The organism is Spirosoma areae, from assembly GCF_054781775.1.
In genome coordinates this window covers 423,939-447,667 of record NZ_BAAGTT010000016.1, presented here as the reverse complement: position 1 = coordinate 447,667, position 23,729 = coordinate 423,939, and the positions used below count along the sequence as shown (strand labels likewise).

Annotated in this window: 21 protein-coding genes and 1 pseudogene; 12 read left to right on the top strand and 10 right to left on the bottom strand. The window is 48.2% G+C overall.

Annotated features, from left to right (window positions below; all coding sequences use genetic code 11):
- Positions 1-46: 46 nt before the first annotated feature.
- Positions 47-823: a hypothetical protein gene (locus tag ACYVI1_RS07975; RefSeq protein WP_460908593.1), complete on the bottom strand. Its 777-nt coding sequence runs from the start codon at positions 821-823 to the stop codon at positions 47-49.
- Between the two features lie 200 nt (positions 824-1,023).
- Positions 1,024-1,761 (bottom strand): LytR/AlgR family response regulator transcription factor, encoded by a 738-nt coding sequence (locus ACYVI1_RS07970; RefSeq protein WP_460908591.1) that lies wholly within the window; start codon positions 1,759-1,761, stop codon positions 1,024-1,026.
- Positions 1,762-1,976: 215 nt separating this feature from the next.
- Between ACYVI1_RS07970 and ACYVI1_RS07965 the strand changes: the two genes are divergently transcribed.
- The 7 genes and pseudogenes from ACYVI1_RS07965 to ACYVI1_RS07935 all read left to right on the top strand — a co-directional run bounded on the left by ACYVI1_RS07965 (position 1,977) and on the right by ACYVI1_RS07935 (position 7,090).
- Positions 1,977-2,429, top strand: a complete 453-nt coding sequence (locus tag ACYVI1_RS07965; protein WP_460908589.1) for a DUF4158 domain-containing protein — start codon at positions 1,977-1,979, stop codon at positions 2,427-2,429.
- 102 nt (positions 2,430-2,531) lie between these two features.
- Positions 2,532-4,376 (top strand): annotated as a pseudogene (locus ACYVI1_RS07960) (Tn3 family transposase); the annotation flags it as partial.
- The gene (locus ACYVI1_RS07955) at positions 4,312-4,680 is read left to right on the top strand and encodes a Tn3 family transposase (protein WP_460908794.1); all 369 of its coding nucleotides are present in this window, start codon (positions 4,312-4,314) and stop codon (positions 4,678-4,680) included. The pseudogene ACYVI1_RS07960 and the gene ACYVI1_RS07955, both read left to right, overlap by 65 nt.
- On the top strand, positions 4,649-5,080 hold the full coding sequence (locus ACYVI1_RS07950; protein ID WP_460908587.1) for a Tn3 family transposase: 432 nt from the start codon (positions 4,649-4,651) through the stop codon (positions 5,078-5,080). The genes ACYVI1_RS07955 and ACYVI1_RS07950 overlap by 32 nt, the downstream gene beginning before the upstream one ends.
- Before the next feature lie 149 nt (positions 5,081-5,229).
- Entirely contained in the window at positions 5,230-5,526 is a 297-nt protein-coding gene (locus ACYVI1_RS07945) for a type II toxin-antitoxin system HigB family toxin (protein WP_460908585.1), read from the top strand.
- Positions 5,527-5,537: 11 nt separating this feature from the next.
- Positions 5,538-5,924, top strand: a complete 387-nt coding sequence (locus tag ACYVI1_RS07940) for a helix-turn-helix domain-containing protein (protein ID WP_460908583.1) — start codon at positions 5,538-5,540, stop codon at positions 5,922-5,924.
- A 215-nt stretch (positions 5,925-6,139) separates the two neighbouring features.
- A complete protein-coding gene (locus ACYVI1_RS07935) occupies positions 6,140-7,090 on the top strand; it encodes a DUF4007 family protein (RefSeq protein ID WP_460908580.1) in 951 nt (316 codons plus the stop codon).
- Here the strand turns inward: ACYVI1_RS07935 and ACYVI1_RS07930 are convergent.
- The 8 genes from ACYVI1_RS07930 to ACYVI1_RS07895 form a co-directional block, all read right to left on the bottom strand.
- Positions 6,985-9,153, bottom strand: coding sequence for a formylglycine-generating enzyme family protein (locus tag ACYVI1_RS07930; RefSeq protein WP_460908577.1), 2,169 nt, complete (start codon positions 9,151-9,153; stop codon positions 6,985-6,987). The two genes, ACYVI1_RS07935 and ACYVI1_RS07930, sit on opposite strands and share 106 nt — an antisense overlap.
- A 45-nt stretch (positions 9,154-9,198) precedes the next feature.
- Positions 9,199-10,200 carry a GRP family sugar transporter gene (locus tag ACYVI1_RS07925; RefSeq protein ID WP_460908575.1) on the bottom strand — a complete coding sequence of 334 codons (1,002 nt, stop codon included), beginning with the start codon at positions 10,198-10,200 and terminating at the stop codon, positions 9,199-9,201.
- 68 nt (positions 10,201-10,268) lie between these two features.
- Positions 10,269-11,099, bottom strand: a complete 831-nt coding sequence (locus ACYVI1_RS07920) for a phytanoyl-CoA dioxygenase family protein (RefSeq protein WP_460908573.1) — start codon at positions 11,097-11,099, stop codon at positions 10,269-10,271.
- Positions 11,100-11,125: 26 nt separating this feature from the next.
- Entirely contained in the window at positions 11,126-11,953 is an 828-nt protein-coding gene (locus ACYVI1_RS07915) for a sugar phosphate isomerase/epimerase family protein (protein WP_460908571.1), read from the bottom strand.
- A 17-nt stretch (positions 11,954-11,970) separates the two neighbouring features.
- Positions 11,971-13,002: a ribokinase gene (locus ACYVI1_RS07910; RefSeq protein WP_460908569.1), complete on the bottom strand. Its 1,032-nt coding sequence runs from the start codon at positions 13,000-13,002 to the stop codon at positions 11,971-11,973.
- A 149-nt stretch (positions 13,003-13,151) separates the two neighbouring features.
- Positions 13,152-14,732 (bottom strand): RagB/SusD family nutrient uptake outer membrane protein, encoded by a 1,581-nt coding sequence (locus tag ACYVI1_RS07905; RefSeq protein ID WP_460908567.1) that lies wholly within the window; start codon positions 14,730-14,732, stop codon positions 13,152-13,154.
- Positions 14,733-14,763: 31 nt separating this feature from the next.
- Positions 14,764-17,958 carry a SusC/RagA family TonB-linked outer membrane protein gene (locus tag ACYVI1_RS07900; protein WP_460908565.1) on the bottom strand — a complete coding sequence of 1,065 codons (3,195 nt, stop codon included), beginning with the start codon at positions 17,956-17,958 and terminating at the stop codon, positions 14,764-14,766.
- 1,059 nt (positions 17,959-19,017) lie between these two features.
- Entirely contained in the window at positions 19,018-19,743 is a 726-nt protein-coding gene (locus ACYVI1_RS07895; protein ID WP_460908562.1) for a GntR family transcriptional regulator, read from the bottom strand.
- A 114-nt stretch (positions 19,744-19,857) separates the two neighbouring features.
- On the opposite strand from ACYVI1_RS07895, the gene ACYVI1_RS07890 reads away from it, so the two are divergent.
- The 5 genes from ACYVI1_RS07890 (at position 19,858) to ACYVI1_RS07870 (ending at position 23,247) form a co-directional block, all read left to right on the top strand.
- The gene (locus tag ACYVI1_RS07890; RefSeq protein WP_460908560.1) at positions 19,858-20,649 is read left to right on the top strand and encodes a helix-turn-helix domain-containing protein; all 792 of its coding nucleotides are present in this window, start codon (positions 19,858-19,860) and stop codon (positions 20,647-20,649) included.
- Positions 20,650-20,691: 42 nt separating this feature from the next.
- Positions 20,692-21,711 carry an N-acyl homoserine lactonase family protein gene (locus ACYVI1_RS07885; protein ID WP_460908558.1) on the top strand — a complete coding sequence of 340 codons (1,020 nt, stop codon included), beginning with the start codon at positions 20,692-20,694 and terminating at the stop codon, positions 21,709-21,711.
- A gap of 224 nt (positions 21,712-21,935) precedes the next feature.
- Entirely contained in the window at positions 21,936-22,325 is a 390-nt protein-coding gene (locus ACYVI1_RS07880) for a hypothetical protein (RefSeq protein ID WP_460908556.1), read from the top strand.
- Entirely contained in the window at positions 22,319-22,663 is a 345-nt protein-coding gene (locus tag ACYVI1_RS07875) for a hypothetical protein (protein ID WP_460908554.1), read from the top strand. Before ACYVI1_RS07880 ends, ACYVI1_RS07875 begins: the two co-directional genes overlap by 7 nt.
- Entirely contained in the window at positions 22,660-23,247 is a 588-nt protein-coding gene (locus ACYVI1_RS07870; protein ID WP_460908792.1) for an IS3 family transposase, read from the top strand. The genes ACYVI1_RS07875 and ACYVI1_RS07870 overlap by 4 nt, the downstream gene beginning before the upstream one ends.
- Positions 23,248-23,729 lie beyond the last annotated feature (482 nt).

Below are 23,729 nucleotides of genomic sequence, written 5' to 3'. Positions count from 1 at the left end.
GCCCGACGGGAATTGACTGGACGTGGTTATAGAAGACTGGAGATAATTAGTTCACTGGCGAATACGACAAATCGGGTCGCAGGTGACCAATTCTCGATTCTATGCGTCGGATGAATGGCTTCATTTCGGCAAAGAGGTTCTTAAAGCCAGCCCGAAATTCTTCCGTATTAGCTTCATCTCTCGCTTTAAAGTCGGCTTGACTGTTGGCTAGGTCTTCAACCAGTATGAAATTTTCGGTAGTACCGAACCAGCTCATATATACGTTGTACGGTATCTTTCCCGCTTTGCTGGTGTAGAGTTCCTTAAACCGGTTAAATAGAGCTTCTATCTTACGCTGATGCTGCGGTTCGTAATAGAAGTAATCGTACCCTCGGTAGGCGTACTCTGACTGACTGGTTTGGTCAGGTGCGTAGGAATAGTCCGGGAGGTATGCTAGTATATAATCGCGGTGGCTGGGGTAGCACTTGTCGAAATTGGCGAATAAGTTCGCGTAGGCCTCTTCGCCCATCGTCTTCTGCAAACGAGCCAGCGGGTCTTTGTCGAGATCAGCCATGTGCTCAATTGGCTCGATGGTGTAATACCGATAGTCATTGTCCTGAATCGTGAGCCAGCCGTTCTGTATACTGTACTTTCGGCATTGACTGACCAGCTCCTTCGATGTCCGTTCGTATTGGTCCACCATCGTTGGTAGAACGGGGGCCTCATGGATGTGAAAGAACTGCGGTTTGGCGGGCATGGTCTGAGCCTGCAGCATGGCAGTGGGCACTAACCAGAAGAAGCAAAAAATTACTTGAGCACGTACAAAAGTGAAATGCAGCGGCATGGTTAAGGGTACTGATGGGGTGGATTCGAAACGGAGCGGCCCAATCGACTCGACAAGCGATTTGGCCGATAACGGATCTAAACTATCGCCATCGTATTTCCCAACCAAGTTCGCCCGGACGAGCGCATCCTTTTACTGTCCGAGAGGGGGTATTTTCTTACCGGATGTGTGAACGGTAATGCCGGTTTAGCCCGGCGGCCTCAAATGGTCTGGATTCGTTTCAGTAGTGCCTCGCGCAGGAGGTGGCTGAGCGGAATCGTTTTACCCCCGATTCCGATATGGCCTTCGCCTACCTCATCGACCTGCGTCAGATTTGCCAGATAGGAGCGGTGCACCCGCACAAAATAGTTGACCGGGAGTTTGTCTTCCATCACCTTCAAGGTCGTTGTCAGCAGGTATTTTTTGTCGGCCGTATAGAGGTGGCAATAGTTGCGGTCGGCTTCCACATAGAGAATATCGGCGATGAAAATCTTGACGATCTTTTCGCGGTGCCGCACAAAAATCCGGTCACTGAGCACAAAAGGTGCATCAGGAGCAGGGTCGGCAGTGGCGTGATGCTCGTCGGCCATGCGGCTGATGGTCAGTTCGATAGCTCGTTGAAGGTCAAGGCTTCGGATAGGCTTCGTGATGAAGGCATAAGGGCGGGTTTCTCTGGCGCGATTAAAGGTGGCCTCGTCCGAATTGGCCGTTACGTAGATGATCGGAATCGGGGCGAGTTGGTTCAACTGGTGGGCCGTTTCGATACCATCGAGCGTGCCTTTCAGGTGAATATCGAGCAGGATTATATCGGGTCGGTTCTCTGCGGCCTGCCTGATGGCCTCTTCCCCACGGGGTACAATAGCCGTCACCTCATAGCCCAGGCGGGTAAGTTGCAGGGAAGTTTTGGCGGCAATCAGCATATCGTCTTCCACGATAAGCAGTTTAATCAGGTTTGTCATGGGGCAAAGGCCAAATTAGGATGTCTTATCTTGGAATAACCAAGTGATTGTATCAGCACAGTTGAGGATTCTCTTTATGATACTCAGCCCTAATAAGAGGGATGTAGTTAGCTCATTATCAGCAATTAGAAGTAAGGGGGGTATCGAAATGATTAGCTTTACCTCACCACAATACTTTTCCAGAATACTCTTTAAAAATATGATTGTGGCTACTGATGGCTACCCTACTCCAAATTCATGCTGACCAGATTCGGGAAAACTTTGAAAATACGCCCCAGCTTCTGTCGCCTGATCGCCAAAAGCTGTTTGACTTACCTCCTGGAATAGAGGACATCGTTGCTCAACTTCATAACGAAGTAAGCCGATTAGGCTTCATCCTCCAATTAGGCTACTTCCGGGCCACCCATCGGTTTTTCCCCATTAGCAAATTCCGGCAGGAAGATGCCCGACACGTCATTGATCGCTACAGCCTTGCTATCGAACCCGAACAAATCGGTGAATATGCTTCTTCCACACTCTGGGATCATCAAAAAGTCATCTGTCGACTTTTAGGCTTCAACCGCTTCACTAAAGCGCACCAGAAACTATTGGATGTCGAAACCCTACGACTCGGCACCATCCACATGAGGCCGGACGATCTCTTCGACTACCTGCTTTGCTTCCTCTAAGAACGCCACATCGTGATTCCCTCCTACCACACCCTGGCCCAGATCATTACCGGAGCCTTGCAAAAAGTCGAACGTCGCTGGGCCGAACAGGTCGAACGGCTCATGACCCCCGACGAACAGAAACGTCTGGATGAACTGCTCAAAAACACACCCGAAACCGACGACAAAGAAAAGGAAACTTTCGGTCTGAAACGCTACCGCCTGACCCATCTCAAATTTATCAGCCAATCCCTCAAAACAGGCTCTATTGACGAACGGGTCGAACATTTTAAGTATCTCCAGGTCGTCTTCAACACCATTGAACCGTTCGCCAAACGCCTGCAACTGCCTGACCAGACACTGCGCTATCTAGCCCAGTATGTGCTCAAAGCCCAGCCCGCCCAGCTTTATCGGCGTAATCACCGACTCTATCTCTATCTAGTAGGCTTCATCGTCCACCAGTATCAGGAGTGGACCGACGCCCTGGTCGATACGCTGCTCCAATCGGCTAGTCATTTCTTCTCTCAGTGCGAGGAGCGCCTGAAGGAGCAGTACTACGAGGATCGGGGGGAAGCGGGTAAACTCACTCAGGCGGTGACGGACCAGAGCCGTGAGCACCTTAGAGCCCTGACCCAGATTCGGCAGGTGGTTAAGCAGACCGAGGGGAATCAAGAAGCAAAATTAACGGCCATCGAGAAGCTGATTGACCACTACCTGCCCGATGAACAAACTCTGGAACCGTTACATAGGCAACTGGGAGAGTTGGAGAAGATTAACGGGCGGTATCATCACCAGGAGGCCTACTACGACTGGCTAAACCAGCATTCAATCCGCTTGCAACGGAAAGTATCAGTTTTGGTCTGCCTGTTGCCCTTGGATGAAGCCACGTCGAGCAAAGAGATCGTGGCCGCCTTGAATTACTTCCGTACCCACAAAGACCTCACCGGTAGCCCGCCCACGAATTTTTTGTCGTTGATTCAGAAGGGCAAAGTGCTGGACGAAAAAGGGAGCCTACGCGTATCGCTCTATAAGGTTCTACTGTTTTATCATACCACCCTTCGTATAAAATCGGGCCGACTGAATTTGCTTCACAGCTACCGCTATCGCTCTTTCGAGAGTTATTTGATACCCAAAGACCGCTGGCTGAAGGAGCAGGCGACCCTGTTGGAACGAGCCAATCTGACCGAGTTTTCGGACAGAGCCTCGGTCTTGGCTAGGCTGGGCAAACAACTACACGGGCAGTTGGTGACTACCAACGAACGCATTCTGAAAAGCCAAAACCCGCATGTAATTCAGAAAAAAGACGGCCAACTCGTGGTGGACACGCCCAAAACCGCGAATGATGCCTTGCTGGATCCCTACGAACTCTTCCCTTCTAATAAGGTCATCTCGCTTCAGGAGGTGCTGGCCACGGTCGATTCGCTCACCCACTTCACCGACTCGCTCACCCACTGGCAGCCTAAGCACATCCCCAACCGACCCAACACCTCGCTGTTTCTGGCGGGCCTGATGGCGCTAGGCTGTAACGTGGGTGTTCGGCGCATGGCCCAGATCACCCGCCAGGTATCGGAGAAGGGGCTTGATGAAGTCGTCAAGTGGTATTTCTCGCTGGAAAATCTGCGGCAGGCGAGCGATGTCATCGTGAACTATACCAAACAGTTGAAGCTGCGAATCCATCTTAAAGACGACCCTGATCTGACCTATACCAGTAGCGACGGACAAAAGGTCGAAGTGGCCCAGGATTCGTTGTTAGCTCGTTCCTCGTTTAAATATTTCGGCAATCGAAAAGGGGTGTCGGCATACAACTATATCGATGACACGCTCTTGTTATTTGATTCGCTGGTGTTCAGTGCAGGCGACCGGGAGGCCACTTACCTGATGAATACGCAGGTCGTGGATTCGGATGTTCACTCGACGGATTCGCACGGAGCCACTGAACCCATGTTTGGAGGTACGTACTTTTTGGGCGTTCGTTTTGAACGGCAGCGGCCGATCGTCTCGTATCAAGAATTTTCTTCGTCAGCAGCTTTACGGTTTGGAGCCTGTGAGCCGCTACAAAGACCTGAACTACCCGGTCTCGCCCAGCGGTCGCATCAACTCGGAGCGGATTCTGGAGCAGTGGGACCCGATGTTGCGGTTGATGACGACGATCCGGTTGCATCACAGCAGCCCTTCGGAGCTATTCAACCTACTCAACTCATATGGGGCTGACAACCCATTATACCGAGGCCTGAAGGAATTTGCGGGGCCGCCCGTGCGGCCGGATTATTAAAAGTATCTTTCTGGCCCAGTACATCGACAGTGTAAAAATGCGGCAACGGGTTCATCGTCAACTCAATCGGAGTGAGAGCATCCACCAGTTGGTGAAAAGCGTGTGGTTTGGTCGTCACGGACAGATGGGTTGGGTGAGCCGTGGGGATCAGGAAGTGGCCGAGACAGCCAAGCGAGTGATTCTGAACTGCATCGTGTGTTATAATTACCTGCACCTATCCGACCGCATCAGTCAAATAGCGGACCGCGAGGAGCGTCGGGCGTTCATTAACCGACTCTCCAAACTGATAGTATTGACGCATCATCACATCAATTTTAACGGGATGTACGATTTCATAGATGGGGTAGATTTGGGGAACATCCCTTTCGATTTGTCTAAAATAGACAAGTTAGAGATATAATTTTCGCAATATGGGCACGAGTCGGAAATTTACCCTGTTTGTTTGGTTATGCCCTACAATGACTTTTTTATAATTACATAATATGTAAATAATTATTTGATTATGTAATTATTATACTTTATCTTTATAGAGTTAGAAAAGGGTGATTAATGGTCATTATTACTAAAACAATCCTTAACGAGTTCGGCCTCAAGCATACAGATTCGGCATTAGCTCTAAATGACTGGTATAGTACTGTAAAGGCAGCTGACTGGAAGAACTTGGCGGATATAAAGCAAACCTTTAACTCCGTTGATTACGTAGGTAATGACCGTTATGTGTTTAATGTTCGTGGCAACCGATATCGAATCGTAGCGATGATTTTTTTTGATAAACGTACCGTATTCATTCGCTTTGTGGGTACTCACGCCCAGTATGATAAGGTTCCTGATTGTTCAATTATATAATACCCACTCTCATGCAACAACCAACTAATCATGTTGAGTATCAACAGCTAATGGCGCGCATTGAAACCTTTCTTCAGAAAGCTACTGTGGGAGGAGGATTTGAGGCTTTAAGCTCCGATGAGGCCACTGAACTGGCACATCTTTCCCAATGGGCAGAAGCCTACGAAGATAGCATCCCATTGATGCCGATTAAAGTTCCCCAGTCCCTCGCTGAAATGATTGAGTTTAAAATGTACGAAAAAAAAATGAAGCAGCGGGATATGGCTCGCCTACTGGAAGTACCTGAAACCAGACTCTCGGAAGTTCTCAGGGGTAAGCGACGGGTATCTTTGGCAATGGCTAAAAGTCTTCGCACAAAACTTAATATCGATGCCGATTTCATTTTAGAGCATGCTTGACTTATAGTTTCGCCACAATTTTGATTCACGTCTTTACGCTAAACTGTCTGTCTTCTTGGCTATTGACTAGTGCTAGAACATTTGAGCATTTACAAAAGCCTGATCCACCCCAAATTAAGGTCAAAAAAACGTAGATTTGAATAAATCTAACGTGCTATAGCACAATTAAATCTTGAATTTGTTTACTTTACCTAAGTTATCTCCTCACCATCACCATGCACATAGCTGATCCGAAGAAGTTCACTTTCTCTGGGCATGATTCGTTTCAATGCCGGTTGCTTTGGCTGAAAAAAGGCTTTGATTTTCTTCAAAAAGGCCATTCGTTTAATGATGCTGACGCTCCTGTGCTATTGGGCGTGGGTAATAATATGGTTCGTTCAATTCGCTACTGGCTTCGTGCATTTGGACTACTTGAAGAAGATCTAGAGACGCCTACTAGTTTGGCTGAGTCAATCTTTTCTGATGATAACGGTTTTGATCCATTTTTAGAAGATCAAGCTACACTTTGGTTTTTGCACTATAAACTCATTAAAACGCATTACGCTTCGACATATTGGCTTATTTTCAATGAATTAAGAAGACGTAAAATAGAATTTACGAAAGAAGACTTTGTCAATTATGTAACCCTAAAATCCCAACAGGAGAAGTTCTCGGCAAACCCTGGTACTGTTGGCGATGATTTTGTGGTCTTTATTAAAATGTATTTACAGGCTGGTAAGCAGCCAAAGGATAAAGATGATTCGGTTGCTGGCATCCTGAACGAATTAAATCTAATTCGGACAATGGAGCGCCTGACAGATGATGAAAAAAAGACGGTTCCTATCCATACTATACCCCTAATTGACCGGGAAGATCTGCCAGCCGTTTTACTGCTTCTATGCCTATTAGAAACGCCTGGAGTTGGCTTATCGGTCAGTCTAGAAACGCTTGAAAATGACCCTGATATGCCTTGTTCAATCTTGCGCAATAAACCAGTTCGGTTCATTGCAAATATTGAACAAGGCATATCAGGGTTATTTAGATGCTTGCGTTTATGGTTACTGCCGATTAAACTTCCTGGTCATTGGGTATCTGCCACACACCGAAAACCCACAGTTGCGCAGCGATCCAGGCCCGGGGAGGTCATCAGGTATTTGGCCCCGAAACTGGTTTTTTGCGCGCCCTGATCGGCGTACCATTCCGAGCCACGATTAATGTACCAGGCCCCGCCCCGCAGGATGCAGTACGTGTTAGACCCATCCGTGCGTTCGCTCTCGGTAAGTTGCCAGACGTTACCGCTCATATCATACAGGCCCGTTGAGTTACGGCCGTTGTCGAACTTCGTAACAGGCGTCGTGCCACCCCACTGGCCGGTGTTCACCCGCGTCGAATCGAAGGTTTTGCCCCACGGATAGGGGTTAGCTGCCTGACCGTTTTGGGCCGCCCACTGCCATTCAATTTCGGTAGGTAGTCGCTTACCAGCCCATTTGGCGTAGGCGCGGGCATCGTCGAGGGTGATCCAGACCACGGGGTGATCGGCCAGCCCGGCTGGTGGCGCGTTGTTCACCCAGTGTTTCAGGAAATTTTCGGCATGGGCTGGTTTATAGCCACTGGCGGTCAGGAACCGGGTAAACTGCGCGTTGGTTACCGGCGTTTTATCCATCGCAAACGGCTTGAGATTAACCACTACTTTCTCCGCTATAATCTCATTACGGTTCTGGCTGTAGGAATAATCTACAAAATTACCAACGGGGTAAAACCCGCCCTCCCGCTGCCGGAACGTGATGGTCAGGGTAGTCGACCCCGGCGGAACAGGAATAGGCACCATGCCGTCGGGCAACGTAGTCAGGGTGTATTTTTGGGTCGGTGCAATGGGCGTCAATCGGTGGCTGGGCAGTTGGTAAGCCGTGCTGAAATCAGAGGCCTTATTAATGGCTGCCTGCTGCTTGAGAAACGCATAAAACTCGGGCGTCAGCTCACTTTCGGGGATTGACAGAATGCAGCCGATGGCTTTGGGTTTTAACTCGGTATACAACGCCAGTTTTCCGTTTTCCAATCTTGTTTTCAGTTCCGTACCAGCCACAAGATCGAAGTATTTCTGCCCGTTGATGAGGTCCACATCCAAGAGTTTGCCCGGCATAGCATTCTCCTGTCGGTTAATAATCGTCCATAGTTTTTGGTTGCCCAACTGCCATTGGCTGGCAAAGACCCGGTTCAGTTTCGTTGGAAACAGCGGATACCACTCGCCCGCCGTGAAAAACGACGAATAGCGTCGCAAAATGGGTAGCATCGCCCGCAGCAGCGACCGGTCACGGGGGTTGAGCGGGTTGACTGTGCCGAACACGTTTTCCCACAGTACCACGCCACAGCCATTGACCCACGCATTCTGAATCAGTGTAGACTGCTCATGGCTAAAGCGCGACAGCCGGTAGATCAGGTGCCGCTGTTCCAGCCACCGATTCCGCACTAAAACGGGCACATCGCCAAATTCAAGGTTTTTGTAGGTCTCGTTCCAGCCCACTTCCAGCCATGACTGATGCACCTGATTCAGGACTTCGGAATTAATCGGAATTTCCGACTGGAAAATAGCGCCGGGATTGGACTGCTGCATCTGCTGAAAAAAGCCCTCCACGTTTGAAATCGTATCTAAATAAACCCCGTCGGCCCCGGTTTCTTTCAGCAAATCGAGCAGTTCGTCTTCGTCTGTTCTGCCCTGCTTTCGGGCGGTATTGTCCCAGGGGTTATAAGCGATCAGCAGCCGCTTGCCCATCCGGTGCAGTTCGTTGACGAGTTGTTTCAGGCCCGCTACACCCCCCGGCAGGTTGCTGTAAAACGAGTATTGCGTCCGCCCGTCGAAGCCCAGTTGGGGATACGTTGGCCACAACACCACCAGGTCTACCCCGCCGTAGTGGGCCTCGTATTTAGCCAGACAGGTGCGGATGTCATACTTCCCGGTTTTGTCGTACAGGCTTTTGTCATTGGCCATCAGAAAAAACGTGGAGTAGGCACTGGCCGCCCAGTTGTAATCCGGGTTTTGATAGTTGTTACCGGTATAATGCAGCAACGCCCGCGTCGAGTCACGCCAGGAACGTAGTTCATGCCGCCAGGCGTTCCACTTGCCAGGGTCGGTGGGTGCTTCGATGAGCTGGTAGTAGCGCTCCATAATCTTGCGGTTGCCTTTGTTTTGCGCTTGGCTAAGTAGCGAGCAGCAAACCAGTAATAGACCTGCAAAGGGTGGTAATCGAATCATGAAAAGTAGCGGTTAAGACAGCGTCAAAAATGGATTTGGGGTTGTTCAGCCTACCCGCGCCCATACCAGCAGGCCTAAGCCCAGGAGGTAGAAAACGAGCATCACAGTCAGTAACCGACTGGTGGTGGGACCACTGCCTTTAAATTCTTTCCAGACGAAAATGCCCCATAAGGCCGCAATGAAGGTGGCCCCCTGACCCAGCCCATAGCTGATGGCAGGACCCGCTTTTTCCGACGCTAACAGACTGAAAAATAAACCTAAGCACCAGATAATTCCGCCCAGTAAACCGAACAGATGCACTTGGGCAGTGCCTTTGACGTAGTCCGAAAAGTGAACCGGAGCACCTGAGAACGGATGCCGCATCAAGTACGTGTTGACCAACAGATTGCTGGCCACCAACCCCAGCGAGAAGATAAAAACTGCCGAATAAGGGGTAAGCAGCCCTGGCTCCGGCGAAACGAAATTGGTGGTCATCGAAACTGCGACAAACCGGAAGAAGAACCCCATCAGAATACCCCCCACAACGGATAGTATCAGGCCGGTTCGCTGACCCGCCGTTGGTTGGACACTGTTCATGCGCCGACTGATGTAGGCCCCCGTCACGATGGCCAGTAAGATGAAGGCGACCCCACCGAAAATGTAGAGGGGGTTGCCAATGGGCGACGCGATGTAATTGACAATGACGCCGAGGGCAAGGGCAATACCCACCAGAATCGTGATGGCCAGCGACAGGCCGATGAGCGAAATGGCCGCCACCAGCATGACGTTGCCGACGTTAAAAACAATACCGCCTATAAAGGCCCAGCCAAGCGACTGGAGACTACTTTGCGACAGGTCGGCAAGGAAAGGGCGTCCCTGAGGGCCCCAGCTTCCGAGTGTCAGACCCACCAACAGCGACCACAGCAGTACACCAAAGCCGTAGTCCCAATAGAAAAGCTCGAACCGCCAGCTACCCACTAATTTCTGGGTGTTAGCCCACGACCCCCAACTCAACATGGCCAGAAAACAGCAGACAACGGCCAGCGGATACGATTCGATAATGAACATGAATACAGGTTTAGGAAGGGTAGGAATGGTGGAAAATACGCCGACAGGAGTTGAACAAACCGGTTTGTTCAACTCCTGTCAGTAACAGTCAAAACAGGTAACTCGCTGACCAGATCGAACTGCATAATGGCCTCGCGGGGCACCTTTACCAGTGGTTCGTAATTGCCGTATTCGCGCACTTTTTTGTAGGGCGCATTCGAGACCGTGTTGTACGACACGATGAAACTCCAGCGGTTGTGATCGGACTGGTTCGAGTCGGACCGGTGCAGTATGTTGCCGTCGAAAAACAGGGCGTCGCCGGGTTCCATTTCTAAGTATTCGAGGTCGAAGCGCTGTTTGGCCATTTCGACCCGTTCAAGGTCAATTACATACTGCTCGTTGATCCGGTCGTGGTTAATCCGCCCAATTTTATGCGAACCTCGCAACACCTGAAGGCATCCGTTTTCTCGGGTAGCCCGGTCAATAGCAATTGTGCAGGAGTTCATCGAAGGCATCAGACAGCCGTAGTTGTACCAGTAGCCGTAGTCTTGGTGCCACTCCCAGGCGCCCCCCTCGCGGGCATTTTTTAGAATCATCTTGGCCGAATACACGTAGACCGGCTCACCAAACAGCCGCTCGGTATTATCGACGATGCGCTCGTTTCGGGAGAACATCCCATACAGATCATCTTCGGGGCGGTTCCACATCCGCAGTTTGGTTGCATTGCCAGTCTTGTCGCCCTTCACCAGCACCTCATCAGGTGTAATGGTTTCCTGGGCGTATTCTTTCAGTTTGCTTACTTCGTCGTTATTAAAAAGGCCCTTTACCAGAATGAACCCACTCTCGTGATACGTGCGTATCTGTTCGGGCGTAAAGCCGTCAAACCCCGTTTCGCGGACAATTTCAGAGTCGTGTACCATAAATTCAGTTAGTTTTAAGGTTGTAATTAATTGATAAATTGGGCAGAAACTTGATTGAATAGGGCCTTTTCCCGATGCCATTGCCAATCGCAAATGGCCCACACATCCGAAACGGGCTCCTGAGAAAAAGGCAGGGTATGCTGGTAGGCAGGTGGCCCATACTCCGGTGTAAGCGTAGAGACGAGTTGACCATTCCGGGCCTGCGCCCGCCAGATTTGCTGCCACCAGCGTTCATGAGCCGCCAGATGACCAGCCCACTCCGGGGCCGCCGGATCGGTTACCTGTGGCCCCTGCTCGTAACCCACCCGTGCGTGGATGTGGATACACCGCTCGGCACATTGCTCAAGAACGGCTAATTCGCTATCCAGCAGCCGTTCGCAGACCGTGACCCAATGGCTGAAATCACAGGTTAGCTTCATATCGCTGAAGGTGGTTAACAACTGACTGGTATCCCAGGGCGAAAAAGTGATTCGCCCTCGATGCGTTTCGTGCGCTACGGTCAGTCCAAGGTCCTGCTCCATGCGTAGTGCCTGCCCAATAAACTCTTCCTTTTGGGTCCAGTTCCAGCGGTCAAGGCCGCTCTGACTGTTTATAAGCACAGGGCGGAGGGGTAATACGTTTTCGATCAGGCTCTGAAAAGACAGTAGATGCTCGGCTACGCTTTGTCCCGTCGTATGAATTTGTGCAATAAACTGCATGTCGAGGTCATCGAGCCATTGGCGAAAATAAGGGGTGTTGCGGGCATGAATACCCTTCCATTCAATGCCTGAATAAGCGGCTTCCCTGAGCAACGGGAAGACCTCAGTTACTGGTCTGGTGATACCCCATAAGCAGCGAAATCCCTGTATAATCATTAAAAAAGAGGTTAAAATCAGACCAGGCTGGATACACTCGCTAAAAATTGGGTCACCTCCTGATGCGTGTGATACGAAGGAATGGTATTGGCACGGGTGGTTGACAAACCCGCCACGACATTGGCATAAGCGGCTGCTTCGCGCAATGGCTTACCGTCGATCAGCGCGGCCGCCAAAGCCGCATTGAACGCATCGCCGGCACCAGTTGTATCCGTAATCTGGTCGAGAGAAAGTCCCGGAATGCGTTCAATGCCCTCCGCACTGGCCAGAATACAGCCCCGTGCTCCCACGGTCATCAGTACTGTTTTTACACCCAGGGTGAGCAGTCGGCAGGCAATCTCCGCATCATCGGTGGGATCGTCGGGTAATAGGCCAAGGCACACCCGGGCTTCGGTTTCGTTGGGTGTTAGAATGTCGATGCACGATAAGTCATGACGGGTCAAATCTTCCGCCGGAGCCGGGTTGCAAATAACGAACGCGCCCTGCTGGTGTGCCTGCTGAGCTGCGTACAGGGCCGTATCGGTCAGTATCTCATGCTGCGTAATGACAATGGTTGTGGGCCTAAAATGCTGGCGAATTTTATCAATTTCGTTTCGGTCAAACCGTTTATTAACGCCGATATCAATCGTAATGGAGTTATGCCCATCGCGGCAGGCAACAATAAATCCGGCACCGGTTGGCAGTTCCCCTTTTCGGCTGAGTAACGCCAGGTCCACCCCTTCCTGGCTGGCCATCTGGGCAAAGTGGTCTCCATAGGCATCCTGCCCGACACAGCCCGCAAATCGCACCGGCTTACCCAACCGGGCCAGTTGTACTGCCATATTAGACCCCTTGCCACCAAAGGTCTGCCGGAAGTTGTCGGCTGTCAGTGTTTCGCCCCGACCGGGGAAGCGATCTACATCCATCACTAACGCCACTAAGTAGGCGCCGATGACGATGGCATCTCTATTTGCACTTGTCGGTGTGTGGCTCGTATGGGCGAGTTTTGACGAACTGCCGTTGGCAACTTTTAGCGTTGAAGCGGGCTTTGTAATGCCGGGTAGATTCATTTTTTTACAACGTCTATAGCCGCCGTTGGGCAGTTGCGTTAGTGAGATACGATGACTAATCTGTCGAATTAGGTTGCAGAGGCTACCCAATCGTTTGCGAAGATTTTGATTATTTCCTGGATGGATATTCGTAGCCTTGTTGGCCTACATTACCAGTTGGGATTCTGGGTAATGCTCCGATTTAGTTCCGTTTCCCGTTGTGGAATGGGCCATAAGTAATCGCGGTTTTTAGTAAACACTTTTGTAAAGCCTGATTGCGACACTGTTTTCAATACGCCATTATTGTCGGCATACGTCATACCGTAAATAACACCCGGAACTAGATTTTCAGCGACTTTCCAGCGTCTGATATCAAAATAGCGCAGTCCCTCGAAAGCAAGCTCCACTAAGCGTTCTTTTCTCACTATTTTCCGCATTTCATCCTGTGTTCCCATACTGGTAATTGAGGGCATTTTAACATCTCCGCGCTGCCGGACTATGTTGATTGCGTCCAATACACTCTGATCCAACTGGTTGGATTCAATCTTCGACTCTGCATACGTCAGCAGCACTTCCGCGTACCGAAGAAGAATGATATTTATACCCGCGTTGGAAGGCTGTTGGATATCTTCTTTATTCAGATATTTTTTAACATTAAACCCGGTTGCGGTGGCATTTTCTGAGTGACCAATGGCATCGGGCGTACCACTTGATGGTCTTGAATCATACACAGCGTTATTGGGTAGCTTTTCACCTAAAACAATCATTGAATACTTCAATCGTGGGTCCCTGTTCTCGTAAGGTTTGAACGCATCAAATCCACTGGCAGGATCGGTAATATCTTTGCCATTTTTCATTTGATAAGCATCAACCGCCTGTTTGGTCGGTACAAAACTGTTTGCCTGGGGAAAGATGCTGTTTGGCGTGGTCAGCAGAAAAATATTATTAGGTTGGATATCCTTAATGTGCTGACGGTCCAGTATGACTTCCTGATTATTTTCCGCTTCGTAGGAGAAAAGTTTTTCATACGAGGGATAGATCGTGTAAGCACCGGATTTAATTACCTCATTAGCGGCTGTTGCCGCTTCAGAATAACGACCGGCAAACAGCAGCGCACGGGCTTTCAACGCCAATGCAGCCCCTTTGGTAATTCGCCCTTTATTCGACTGCGTTACCGGCAAAATAGCAGCCGCTTCACCGAGTTCCTTCGCAATGAAATTCCAGACCTCGGCAACGGGTGTTTTGGTTAGCGTCCTGCTTTCTTCGATTGATAAGGCTTTTACAGGTAATGGAATATCGCCAAATAAAAAGGCAAGCTTGATATACAAATAGGCGCGTAGCACCCTTACCTCGCCTTTTAGCCGGTTAATAAGTTCTGGATTCGTCGTTTGAACCCGGCCCACGTTATCTAAAAACGTATTCGCAGCCTGTATACCCCGATAGGCATTATTCCATTCCGTAGATACCCTGGGCAGTGTCGCGTCAAAAGCCCCCTTCTCAATGCTCGATTCATCCCGCCAGGTGAGGGTAACATGGCCGATATCCGACATGGCATCCCAGTGAACAAAGTCCCAGACGTTTTCTAAGTACGGATAAATCGCATTAGCCCCTAATTCTGCGTCTTTATCCGTTTGCCAATATATTTCTGATGAGATTCGGTCATTGGGCAGGGTTTCCAATAAGTTAGGATTGCAGGCCGCCAAACAAGTTGCCACCAGCAGAGTACAGGCTGTTTTTTTGAGCGTTTTCATAAGTTAATCTCCGAAACGGATGGTTAAATTTTTAGAACTGAATGTTAGTGCCAACAGTCGAAACGGAGGTTTGTGGATACCGTTCTGCCCGGGTGCCGGGGGGCGTTTCCGGATCAAGATTCCATTCGTTAAAGGAAGCAAACGTGAGCAGATTGGTGGTGGCAACATATACGCTCATACCTTTAATCCGAAGTTTGGATGTTATCAGGGAAGGTATTTTATAGAGAAGCTGAACGTTTTTCAACCGTAGGTAAGCGGCACTTACCAGCGACCGGTCGAACATATCATCATTTCGGGTATCAAATTTAACGGGTCTCGGAAACCTTGCATCGGGATGTTCAGGCGTCCAATAGTTATTGGTAATTAACTCGTGGGTGAAGCCTCCCCAAACCCCCATTTGAAAAATAGCCCCACCCAGCCGAGTTTTGGAGCCTGCTATTCCCTGAAACAACAGGTTCAGCGCAAACCCTTTGTAGGTCAGATTTAAGGACGAACCAAACGTGTATTTAGGAAACGTTAGACCTAAGTAGGTCATATCATTCGGTGTAATTTTACCATCCCCATTTAAGTCGACAACTTTTACATCTCCCGGCGCAGTGCCCGGCCTGAAATTTGGATAACTATTAACCTGATCCTGGGTCTGAAATAATCCATCTGTTTTATATCCCCAATAGGCTCCGTATGGATACCCTTCACCCACTATATTTTTATCTTCCAGACCACCGGTGATGTAAGGGCCCGTACCTGCCAGATCAATGACCTTATTATTATTTATGTTAAAAATTAAATTTCCATTTAACCCAAATTTTCCGAAATTATTTCTTGATTCTATCAAAAACTCCCAGCCTTTATTATCCATTCTGCCTGCATTCTGGTACGTAGGATTTAAACCAAGCGTTCCGGGTACGGGCAATAAAAGCAAAATGTCATTCGTCTTTTTGTGGTAATAATCTATGGATATGGATAGCCTGTTATTTAACAGTTGTGCATCCAGTCCAAGGTTTGCCTGGGTAGTGGTTTCCCAGGATATATCTTTATTGGCCAGTGTCTGTTGCTGATAACCCTGAACCGGAGTTCCACCAAATGAATAAGTAGATGGATTTAACGTAACCAGGCCGGTATATAGACCAACGGCCTGATTACCAGTCTTTCCCCAGGAACCCCGGAATTTCAGTTCATTAATAACCTTATCGACGCCTATGCTACGCCATATCGGCTCTTCGGAAATACGCCATCCGGCCGAGAAAGAGGGGAAAAAACTATAGCGATTATTGCCAACGAATCTGGATGAGCCGTCGTAACGGGCGTTTGCCTCGATAAGATACTTTTCTTTGTAGGCGTAATTCAACCGGCTGAAATAGGACCGTAAGCCCCAAGTTGCTTCATTCCCGTCATTGCTTTTAGTACCATCGTTTGTGCCAACGCCAATCGATTGGATACTGTTGTTATAAAAGCCTTGCCGAAAAGCCGATAAATTATTGGTTACATTCTCTATTTGCGAATAGCCTGTTAGGATATTAAACGAATGACTGTGAGCCATTAATGAATACGTAAGCAAATTATTCATTGTAATCTCCCGGGAACTATTCCGGGTTTCTAAGAGGGAATTGATTGGTACGGCTTTTCTGATTATTTTAGGGTTATAGTAGTCAAGGACTTCGTAGCTATTCGTGTAATTTTTTCCGGTAATCGAGGTAATGGAGGCAGCGATTTGTGTCGAGAATTTAAGCCCTTTTACGATTGTCCAGTCTGCTTTAATATTTCCCGTCAACAAATCATTTTTTAGCCGGCTGGTACCGGCGGCTTCTGCATACAACAAGGGATTATGTCCGTCCGAACTGATTCCGTACGTTCCATCGGGATATTTAGGAACTGTCCACTGCGACGTTTGCAGCATACGCGTGAAAACAGCATTTTCATTAATTGGCGAGAGCGTGTTTGAAAACCGATAATTGATATCAGTTGCAATTGAAATTTTAGGCGATATCGTATAGTCGGTGTTTAACCGTATTTCGCTGATTTTTGACCCCGAATTGGCAATAATCCCGTCCTGATCCTGGTACCTGAGACTAAGCCTTGCTTTTACTTTTTCACTTCCCCCTGCAACAGCCAGCGAATGATACAGTTGGGGAGCAGGACTTAACACAGCATCAAACCAGGTATTGGGCAATGGATATTTCAGTCTATCAGTAGCATTGATATACTCCTGAATGGTTGCCTCCGAGTAAATAGGAGCTCCAAACGAATTATTATACGCTATATTTTGAAGGCGCATATACGCTTCAAGTCCCATATGCACTGGGTTATTGGCACTTTTTTGAATGGCATAATACCCACTATAGGAAACCGAAACTTTTTCGGATTTGGCTCGTTTCGTTGTAATCAAAATAACGCCATTGGCCGCCCTGGACCCATAAATGGCCGTTGAAGCCGCATCTTTCAGCACCGATACGGTTTCAATGTCGTCCGGGTTTATATCCGCGATTCGTTGTTCGATTCCGTCCACGATGACTAGTGCATCGTTATTACCCAGGGTGGTTATTCCCCGAACGCGCATCACCATGTTGGATTTACCAGGACCTGCTCCCTGATCAATAATAGTCACCCCGGAAACCTGCCCCTGCAAAGCCTGCTGTACATTAGAAGTCGTTCTTTTCACCAAATCAGTCCCTTTTATCTGACTGACGGCTCCGGTGACACTAACCTTCTTTTGCGTTGCATAACCAACCACAACCACCTCGCCAAGTGCTTTGGTTTCGGCCTCCATTTTTACGTTAATCACCGACCGCCTATTAATTGCAATCACCTGATTCACAAAACCGATATACGTAAAAACAAGCTCACCATCTTCGGGTGCCTTTATTGCATATTTACCCAAAGCGTCGGTAGTCGTCCCGTTGAAAGTACCCTTTAAAGTTATGTTTACACCAGGTAAAGGTTCCCCGTTAACATCCTTCACCTCACCTCTTACGTCTATGTCTGCACTCATTTTCTGATTTAGTATATCAGCACAATGGGCATTTGTGGCCGCCGAAGTTTTCCCGCCAATCAGGCACAGCCATAAGATTACCGCACTAGTGCAAAGAATTGAAAAACCTTTCGAGGATAGGTAGTTCATCATACCCACTTTACGTATTAATTCGTTCATTTGATTGGTTATTAAGGGTTTAAGAATACTTAATTTGAGGAAGTGGATTTCTTGTTCTGCTAAAATTTTATCAATCATATTTAACTCCTGGGCAAATCAACTTACAGACTAAAAACTGATATTATTTATGAGATGATGAGTGATATTCTACTTGTTGCATGTAGTTGGCATCATCTATTTTGATCACTTAAACTGTCTACACCAACTTTGGCAATTCGATTACAAAGCTTCTGTGACGGGACTCTGTATAGTACCAGGAATGATTCGTTAAGTACAAGAACTTATGATGTTGACAAATGTATAGTAAATTTATTATAATAAATTTTTTGGGGATAAATTTTTTTTGTGGGCTACTACCAACAACCGAACTGAGTAATATTCTATGTAGCCAGGGGCAGCAGTGCTATCTCCTGGAAGATCAACTCCTCCACAGGCGCAGTTGTGGCAATATCATTTTTGATAGGTAATACACTGGGCGTTTAGTCTCTGGAATTTCTTTAGAGCATTGCACAGTACTTTGCCAAAACGGGCAATACTGCCCATTTTGGCTTAAAAATGGTATATTTTCATTTTTCCGGAATTGATTATAGTATTAGATGGATATTTTTTTTGCTATGCGTTTGTACCAGATATGCGCCCAGCTTATTCCCTAATTTACGCCAAACTTCATCGATTAGCCTACTCCTAAAGCTTGTAGTTACAGGTATTTCGCTTCAAAACTCTGTCTCCTGTCAACATCTATAGACCAGTGCACAGCCATACTTATCTAAGCTAACTTCTTATTTATTCAGTATAATGAATTTCAAAGTTGGAATAGTTGAGCAAAATATATCCTATTATCAGATGCGTTAAGTACTTGGCAAATAGTAGTGGGGAATGAATCTTTCCTGCTGGGCATACCGCTCCCTCCGGCAAAGTGCCTGCTATCGTATTGTCACCAGGCTTGTATGCCGCTTATAATGGAAGCTTGGCAAGTCTAGCGCATTTTGGGGTTTTCGGAGATCCAAAAAATGAAACCCGTATATAATCCTCCGGTGTATCAAACTAAAATGAGGCTGTCTCATTGTGAGACAGCCTCATTTTAGTTTAACAATTTTCATACCCATCATGGCACTGAGGCTCAATGGTTGAAACGTATCAAAAAACTCCGTGAAGGAGATATTTGTCTGTGCTGGCAAACAATGAAGAGTAGATACTGAAATTAAGCCGGTTGGTGTCCGTGCGTTTTTCCAACCTTTGGATAGGGCTTCCTGGGGAAACCTTTAAGATTTCACTAATAATTGGATCAGCCGCAACTGCCCATATCTTTTGTTCACCCCCTTTTATAAATAGTTTATACTTCGTGCGAAGCAGGTCAAAAAATGAACAATCATTCAGGTTCTGATTTAAAAAGCCTGGTAGATTGATATTAGGAATGAAAACTTTTTCATAAAAGACTATGTCCTCCTCAACCTTACGGATACGTTCAAAAAAAATAAATCCAGCCTCAATTTGCTCCTGAGTGGGTAAAAGTGAAATTATTTCAGGAAAAGGCCCATACTGAGGTTCGCGTAGAATATAGGTATTTAACTTTAATTTTTGGCTATCCGAATTGGCCAGCCTTCCCTCAATAGAAAGAATGCCTAGGCCGACAGGCAGGGGAAGGACGGTACTGCCTCTCCCCTGGACCTTTTTGATATAACCGTCATTGACAAGCATACTTAATGCCTGTCTTACCGTTGGCTGAGTGACTTTATAGGTATTCTGGAGTTCCTTTTCCGTTGGAAGCAACTCACCCTCCTGGTAAACCCCTTTCGTAATTTGCTGCCTGAGCATCTCGTACAAATGTTGGTACAGAGGCATGCGTGGCAATTGGTCGGTCATTACTACTGTTAATTTTGACTAAGTTTAACAATTATACTTAAGAAAAGCTCAAGTAAGGGTTTATCTTTAAAAACTTCACCATCGCGCCGATTATTGGCCAGACCCTACATGTATATGACGACGCATCCGGTTTCGGCGGGGGCTTATCTGTTTTTCTGGCCCGGCCAGTTTCTATACATCGGCCCGGCCCTCGATACGCATACCCACGACCATCATGCTCTACAGGTCATGGTCAGTCTGGATAAGTCCTTTCAGATTCGAACGCCCCAGCAAGACTGGCAACACCACTCTGCCGTATTGATTGCCTCCGATCAGTCTCACGAATGTTTAGCCAGCCAAAGTACCATCCTGTTTCTGAACCTTGACCCGGAAACCCGGTTGGCACGCTTTCTAAAGGCTACTTATTTGGAGCAATCAACGTTTGCATCGTTGCCGGATGCCGTTACGATCCCGTTTGTTACGGCGTTGAGGCAAACGCTGGGCGGATCGGTAAGCTGCCTGATTTTAGCCCGGCAGCTTACCGAGTTGACCGATACGCTGGCCGGACCATTGGCTTTGGTTACGCTTGACGACCGCATCATTCAGGCGCAGACCCTGTTAAAAGAATCGCTTGAGCGTCCCATCCCACTGGCAGAATTGTCGGACTTAGTCTGCCTGTCAGAAGGGCGGCTGGTGCATCTGTTTAAGGAACAGGTGGGTATACCCATCCGGCGCTATGTGCTCTGGGAACGACTGTTGCTGGCCATTCAGCAACTTACCGGCGGCTATAACCTAACCGAAGCCGCCCATCAGGCTGGTTTTAGTGATTCGGCTCATTTTAGCCGCACTTTTACCCGAATGTTTGGCTTACCGCCCTCGCTGCTGACCAAGAATAGCCAGTTCGTTCAAGCACAAGTGTGCCGCTAACCCCACCTTTGTGTCTGTCAATCAACTAAAACTCGACAGACCATGCAACGACGTGAATTCATGCAGCAAACGAGTCGCTTAGCAGCAGCCACGCTGGTAGCTACCCAACTTACCCAACGGGCAATGGCCCAGTCACCTCGCTCACCTACCTACAATCCCCCGACCATGTCCCTTACTTCACCTTACCCGGAAAAAAGCGTGCATACCACAACCGTGTTGAAAAATGGGCAACCTGTCAAAATTCACGCCATCAGCACCGGCAGCGTAGCCGTTACCCAGGCATTCCGCCGGGCAAAAGGGGGCGAGTTGTTTCGTAAAGCAAACATTCTGCTCGACAGTCATTTTACCGAGTTTATGCCCATCTGGGTCTGGGTGATCGAACATCCCGAAGGCGTGCTTGTAATCGACACGGGCGAAACCAGCGACGTACTCAGGCCGGATTACTTCGATCAGGTTGGAGTTCTCAACCGGTTTGTTAATAAAAAAGCGTTTCGCTTCGAGATCAAGCGGGAACAGGAAATAGACCGGCAACTGGCGCAGTTGGGCATAACGCCCGACCGCATCCGCCGGGTCGTGATGACGCACCTGCACTTGGACCATACCGACGGGCTGCGCTATTTTCCGAAAACCGAAATTGTGGTGGCCCGCCCCGAATTTGCCCATCCCTACAGCAACCTGCCCGAACTGTATCCGAGCTGGTTTAGTCCACGTTTAGTGGATTATCAAACTGAAAAAGTGGCGGGCTTTAGCCAATCGATGCCCCTGACCGATGCGGGCGATTTGCTGCTGGTCGCTACGCCGGGGCATACCCACCACCACAGTTCAGTGCTGTTTCAGGCCGATGACGCGCATTACCTGTTTGCCGGGGATATGTCTTATAGTCAGGGCCAGTTACTGCGGGGCGAACTGGCCGGGGGCAACGCCAGTCAGTCCCAAGCCCGTCAAAGTTATCAGCAGGTATTGGCTTACGCAGTTCAACACCCGCTAGTGTATCTGCCCTCCCATGATGCTGATGCAGCCAACCGGCTCCGAAACCAACTTGTTGTGCCAACCGCAGTGTGAACGAAATAGTAGTAATTAATGGCGTACAGTAATGCTCAATTTCCTTCAACCAAAAATAGCTCGATAACCCCTCCTTAGGCCTGTGGAGTAGGTTGCGTCGCGTTTTCTTTACGCAACTAACTTGTTATATATCCATACAGTCTCTCTTCTGCTCAACTGGTGACTTGTCCGGGAATATGTTGACCATAAATAGTCAACTCATGGACAGACTTGTTAAACTACGTATGAAACAGCCTAAACGGATCATGCGTGAAATGGCGGCCGCCGTTCTGCTCGGCCAGCTCAACATTGACCAGGCCGCTGAGCGGTATAAGGTCAATCGACTAACGGTACTGCGCTGGATCAGGAAAATCGAAGAGGAAGCCAAAGCTAAGAAGCAAGCTGCCTCAACTGACCCTGATTTGCTGCCTCCTTCCTCAAGAAAGTCAACTCGGCCTTCTACCCCAGAGGACCAAGTCAATCAACTGCGGGCCAAGGTGCGTTCGCTCGAAGATGAACTGGAAACGGCCAACTTTAAAACCCTTTATTATTCGACTCTGGTGCGAGTGGCTAAACATGAGCTGGGGGTCGATATTGAAAAAAAGTCCGTTACCAAGCCATCCGGTTTATGCTGATGAACTATCCCAATCTGCATATTCGGCACTTAGAGGGTGCGCTTGGTTTCTCCCGACAAGGCTACTACCAATACTGGCAACGGCAAGCTGGCCAGATCAATAATGATGAAGATATTCTAGGCCTGGTCAAGAAGGTTCGTAAAGATCATCCGCGAATGGGTGGTAAAAAACTCTATGAGCTGATCAAAGAGGAACTGATTGGAAAGGGAATAAAAACAGGCAGGGATCTATTATTTGACTTATTCGCAGGTAACCACCTTTTAATCAGGCGACGAAGGCGGAGGGGAGGGTACGGACTACCTTTTCGGGTCATCCATACCGAAAATACCCGAACCTGATCAAGGAATTAGTAGTGGAAAGGCCCAACCAATTGTGGGTGAGTGATATAACTTACTGGTTTACTCAATACGGATGCCTGTACATATCGTTCGTAACTGACGCCTATTCCAAACGAATCATGGGTTATTGTGTCGCACCGACGTTGGAGGCAGTTCATTGTAAGACTGCTCTGCAAATGGCGCTGAAAAAGATTAATCGACGAACGGCCAAAGCCTTGATTCACCATTCTGACCGAGGTATTCAGTATGGTAGCGCCATCTATATTGGGTTATTAGACGCTTATCATGTTCAAATTAGTATGACCGAGACGGGCGATCCACTGGAGAATGCCATCGCTGAACGAGTGAACGGGATCATCAAGAATGAGTATTTAGCTCACCGAGCAGTGTACTCGTTAGCCCAGGCCGAGCTCGTGCTTGAGCAAGCGGTATTCCTTTACAACTATAAGCGTCCACACTTGAGTTGTGATATGCTGGTACCGGATCAAGCTCATCAAGGGGAAGGAAAATTAAAGCGAAGATGGAAGAACTACTATCCTCAAAATCAGGAGGTGGCTGTAGTAAATAATGAAAATAGGGGTTAAATTACTGGTCAATAAAAATACGGACTACCAACAAACGGTCAACACTTTTCCGGACGGGTCATGGTTGTTTCCGATCAATAAATGGGTAACGGAGCTATTTAATGAACTTATTATGTTGCTATCAATGAACAGGTTGCGTGAATATCAGCTACCGCTGGAAATTGTTCAGTAATATCTCCGAATAACTTCAGTGTAAGACATTACCTGCGTCTCAGCCGGTTCAGTAAGCCCATTCCTAACAGAGCGGTAATCAACAGAAAGGCTATTAGTGAAAGCTTAGTCCTCTGCGTAAGTGTTCGATTTGAGAGAACCAGCGTTATGGCTGAAATGAACATAGCTGCCAATAGGAGCAGTATACCTATAGTCAGAATTACCTTGAGCGCATGAATTGATCCGCGTTTCTTTTGGAGAAAGATTGGGTTCATCGGTAAGGGTTGTTAATCGACGAGAAGTAAATCAAAAGTGCCAGTTACATTAACGTC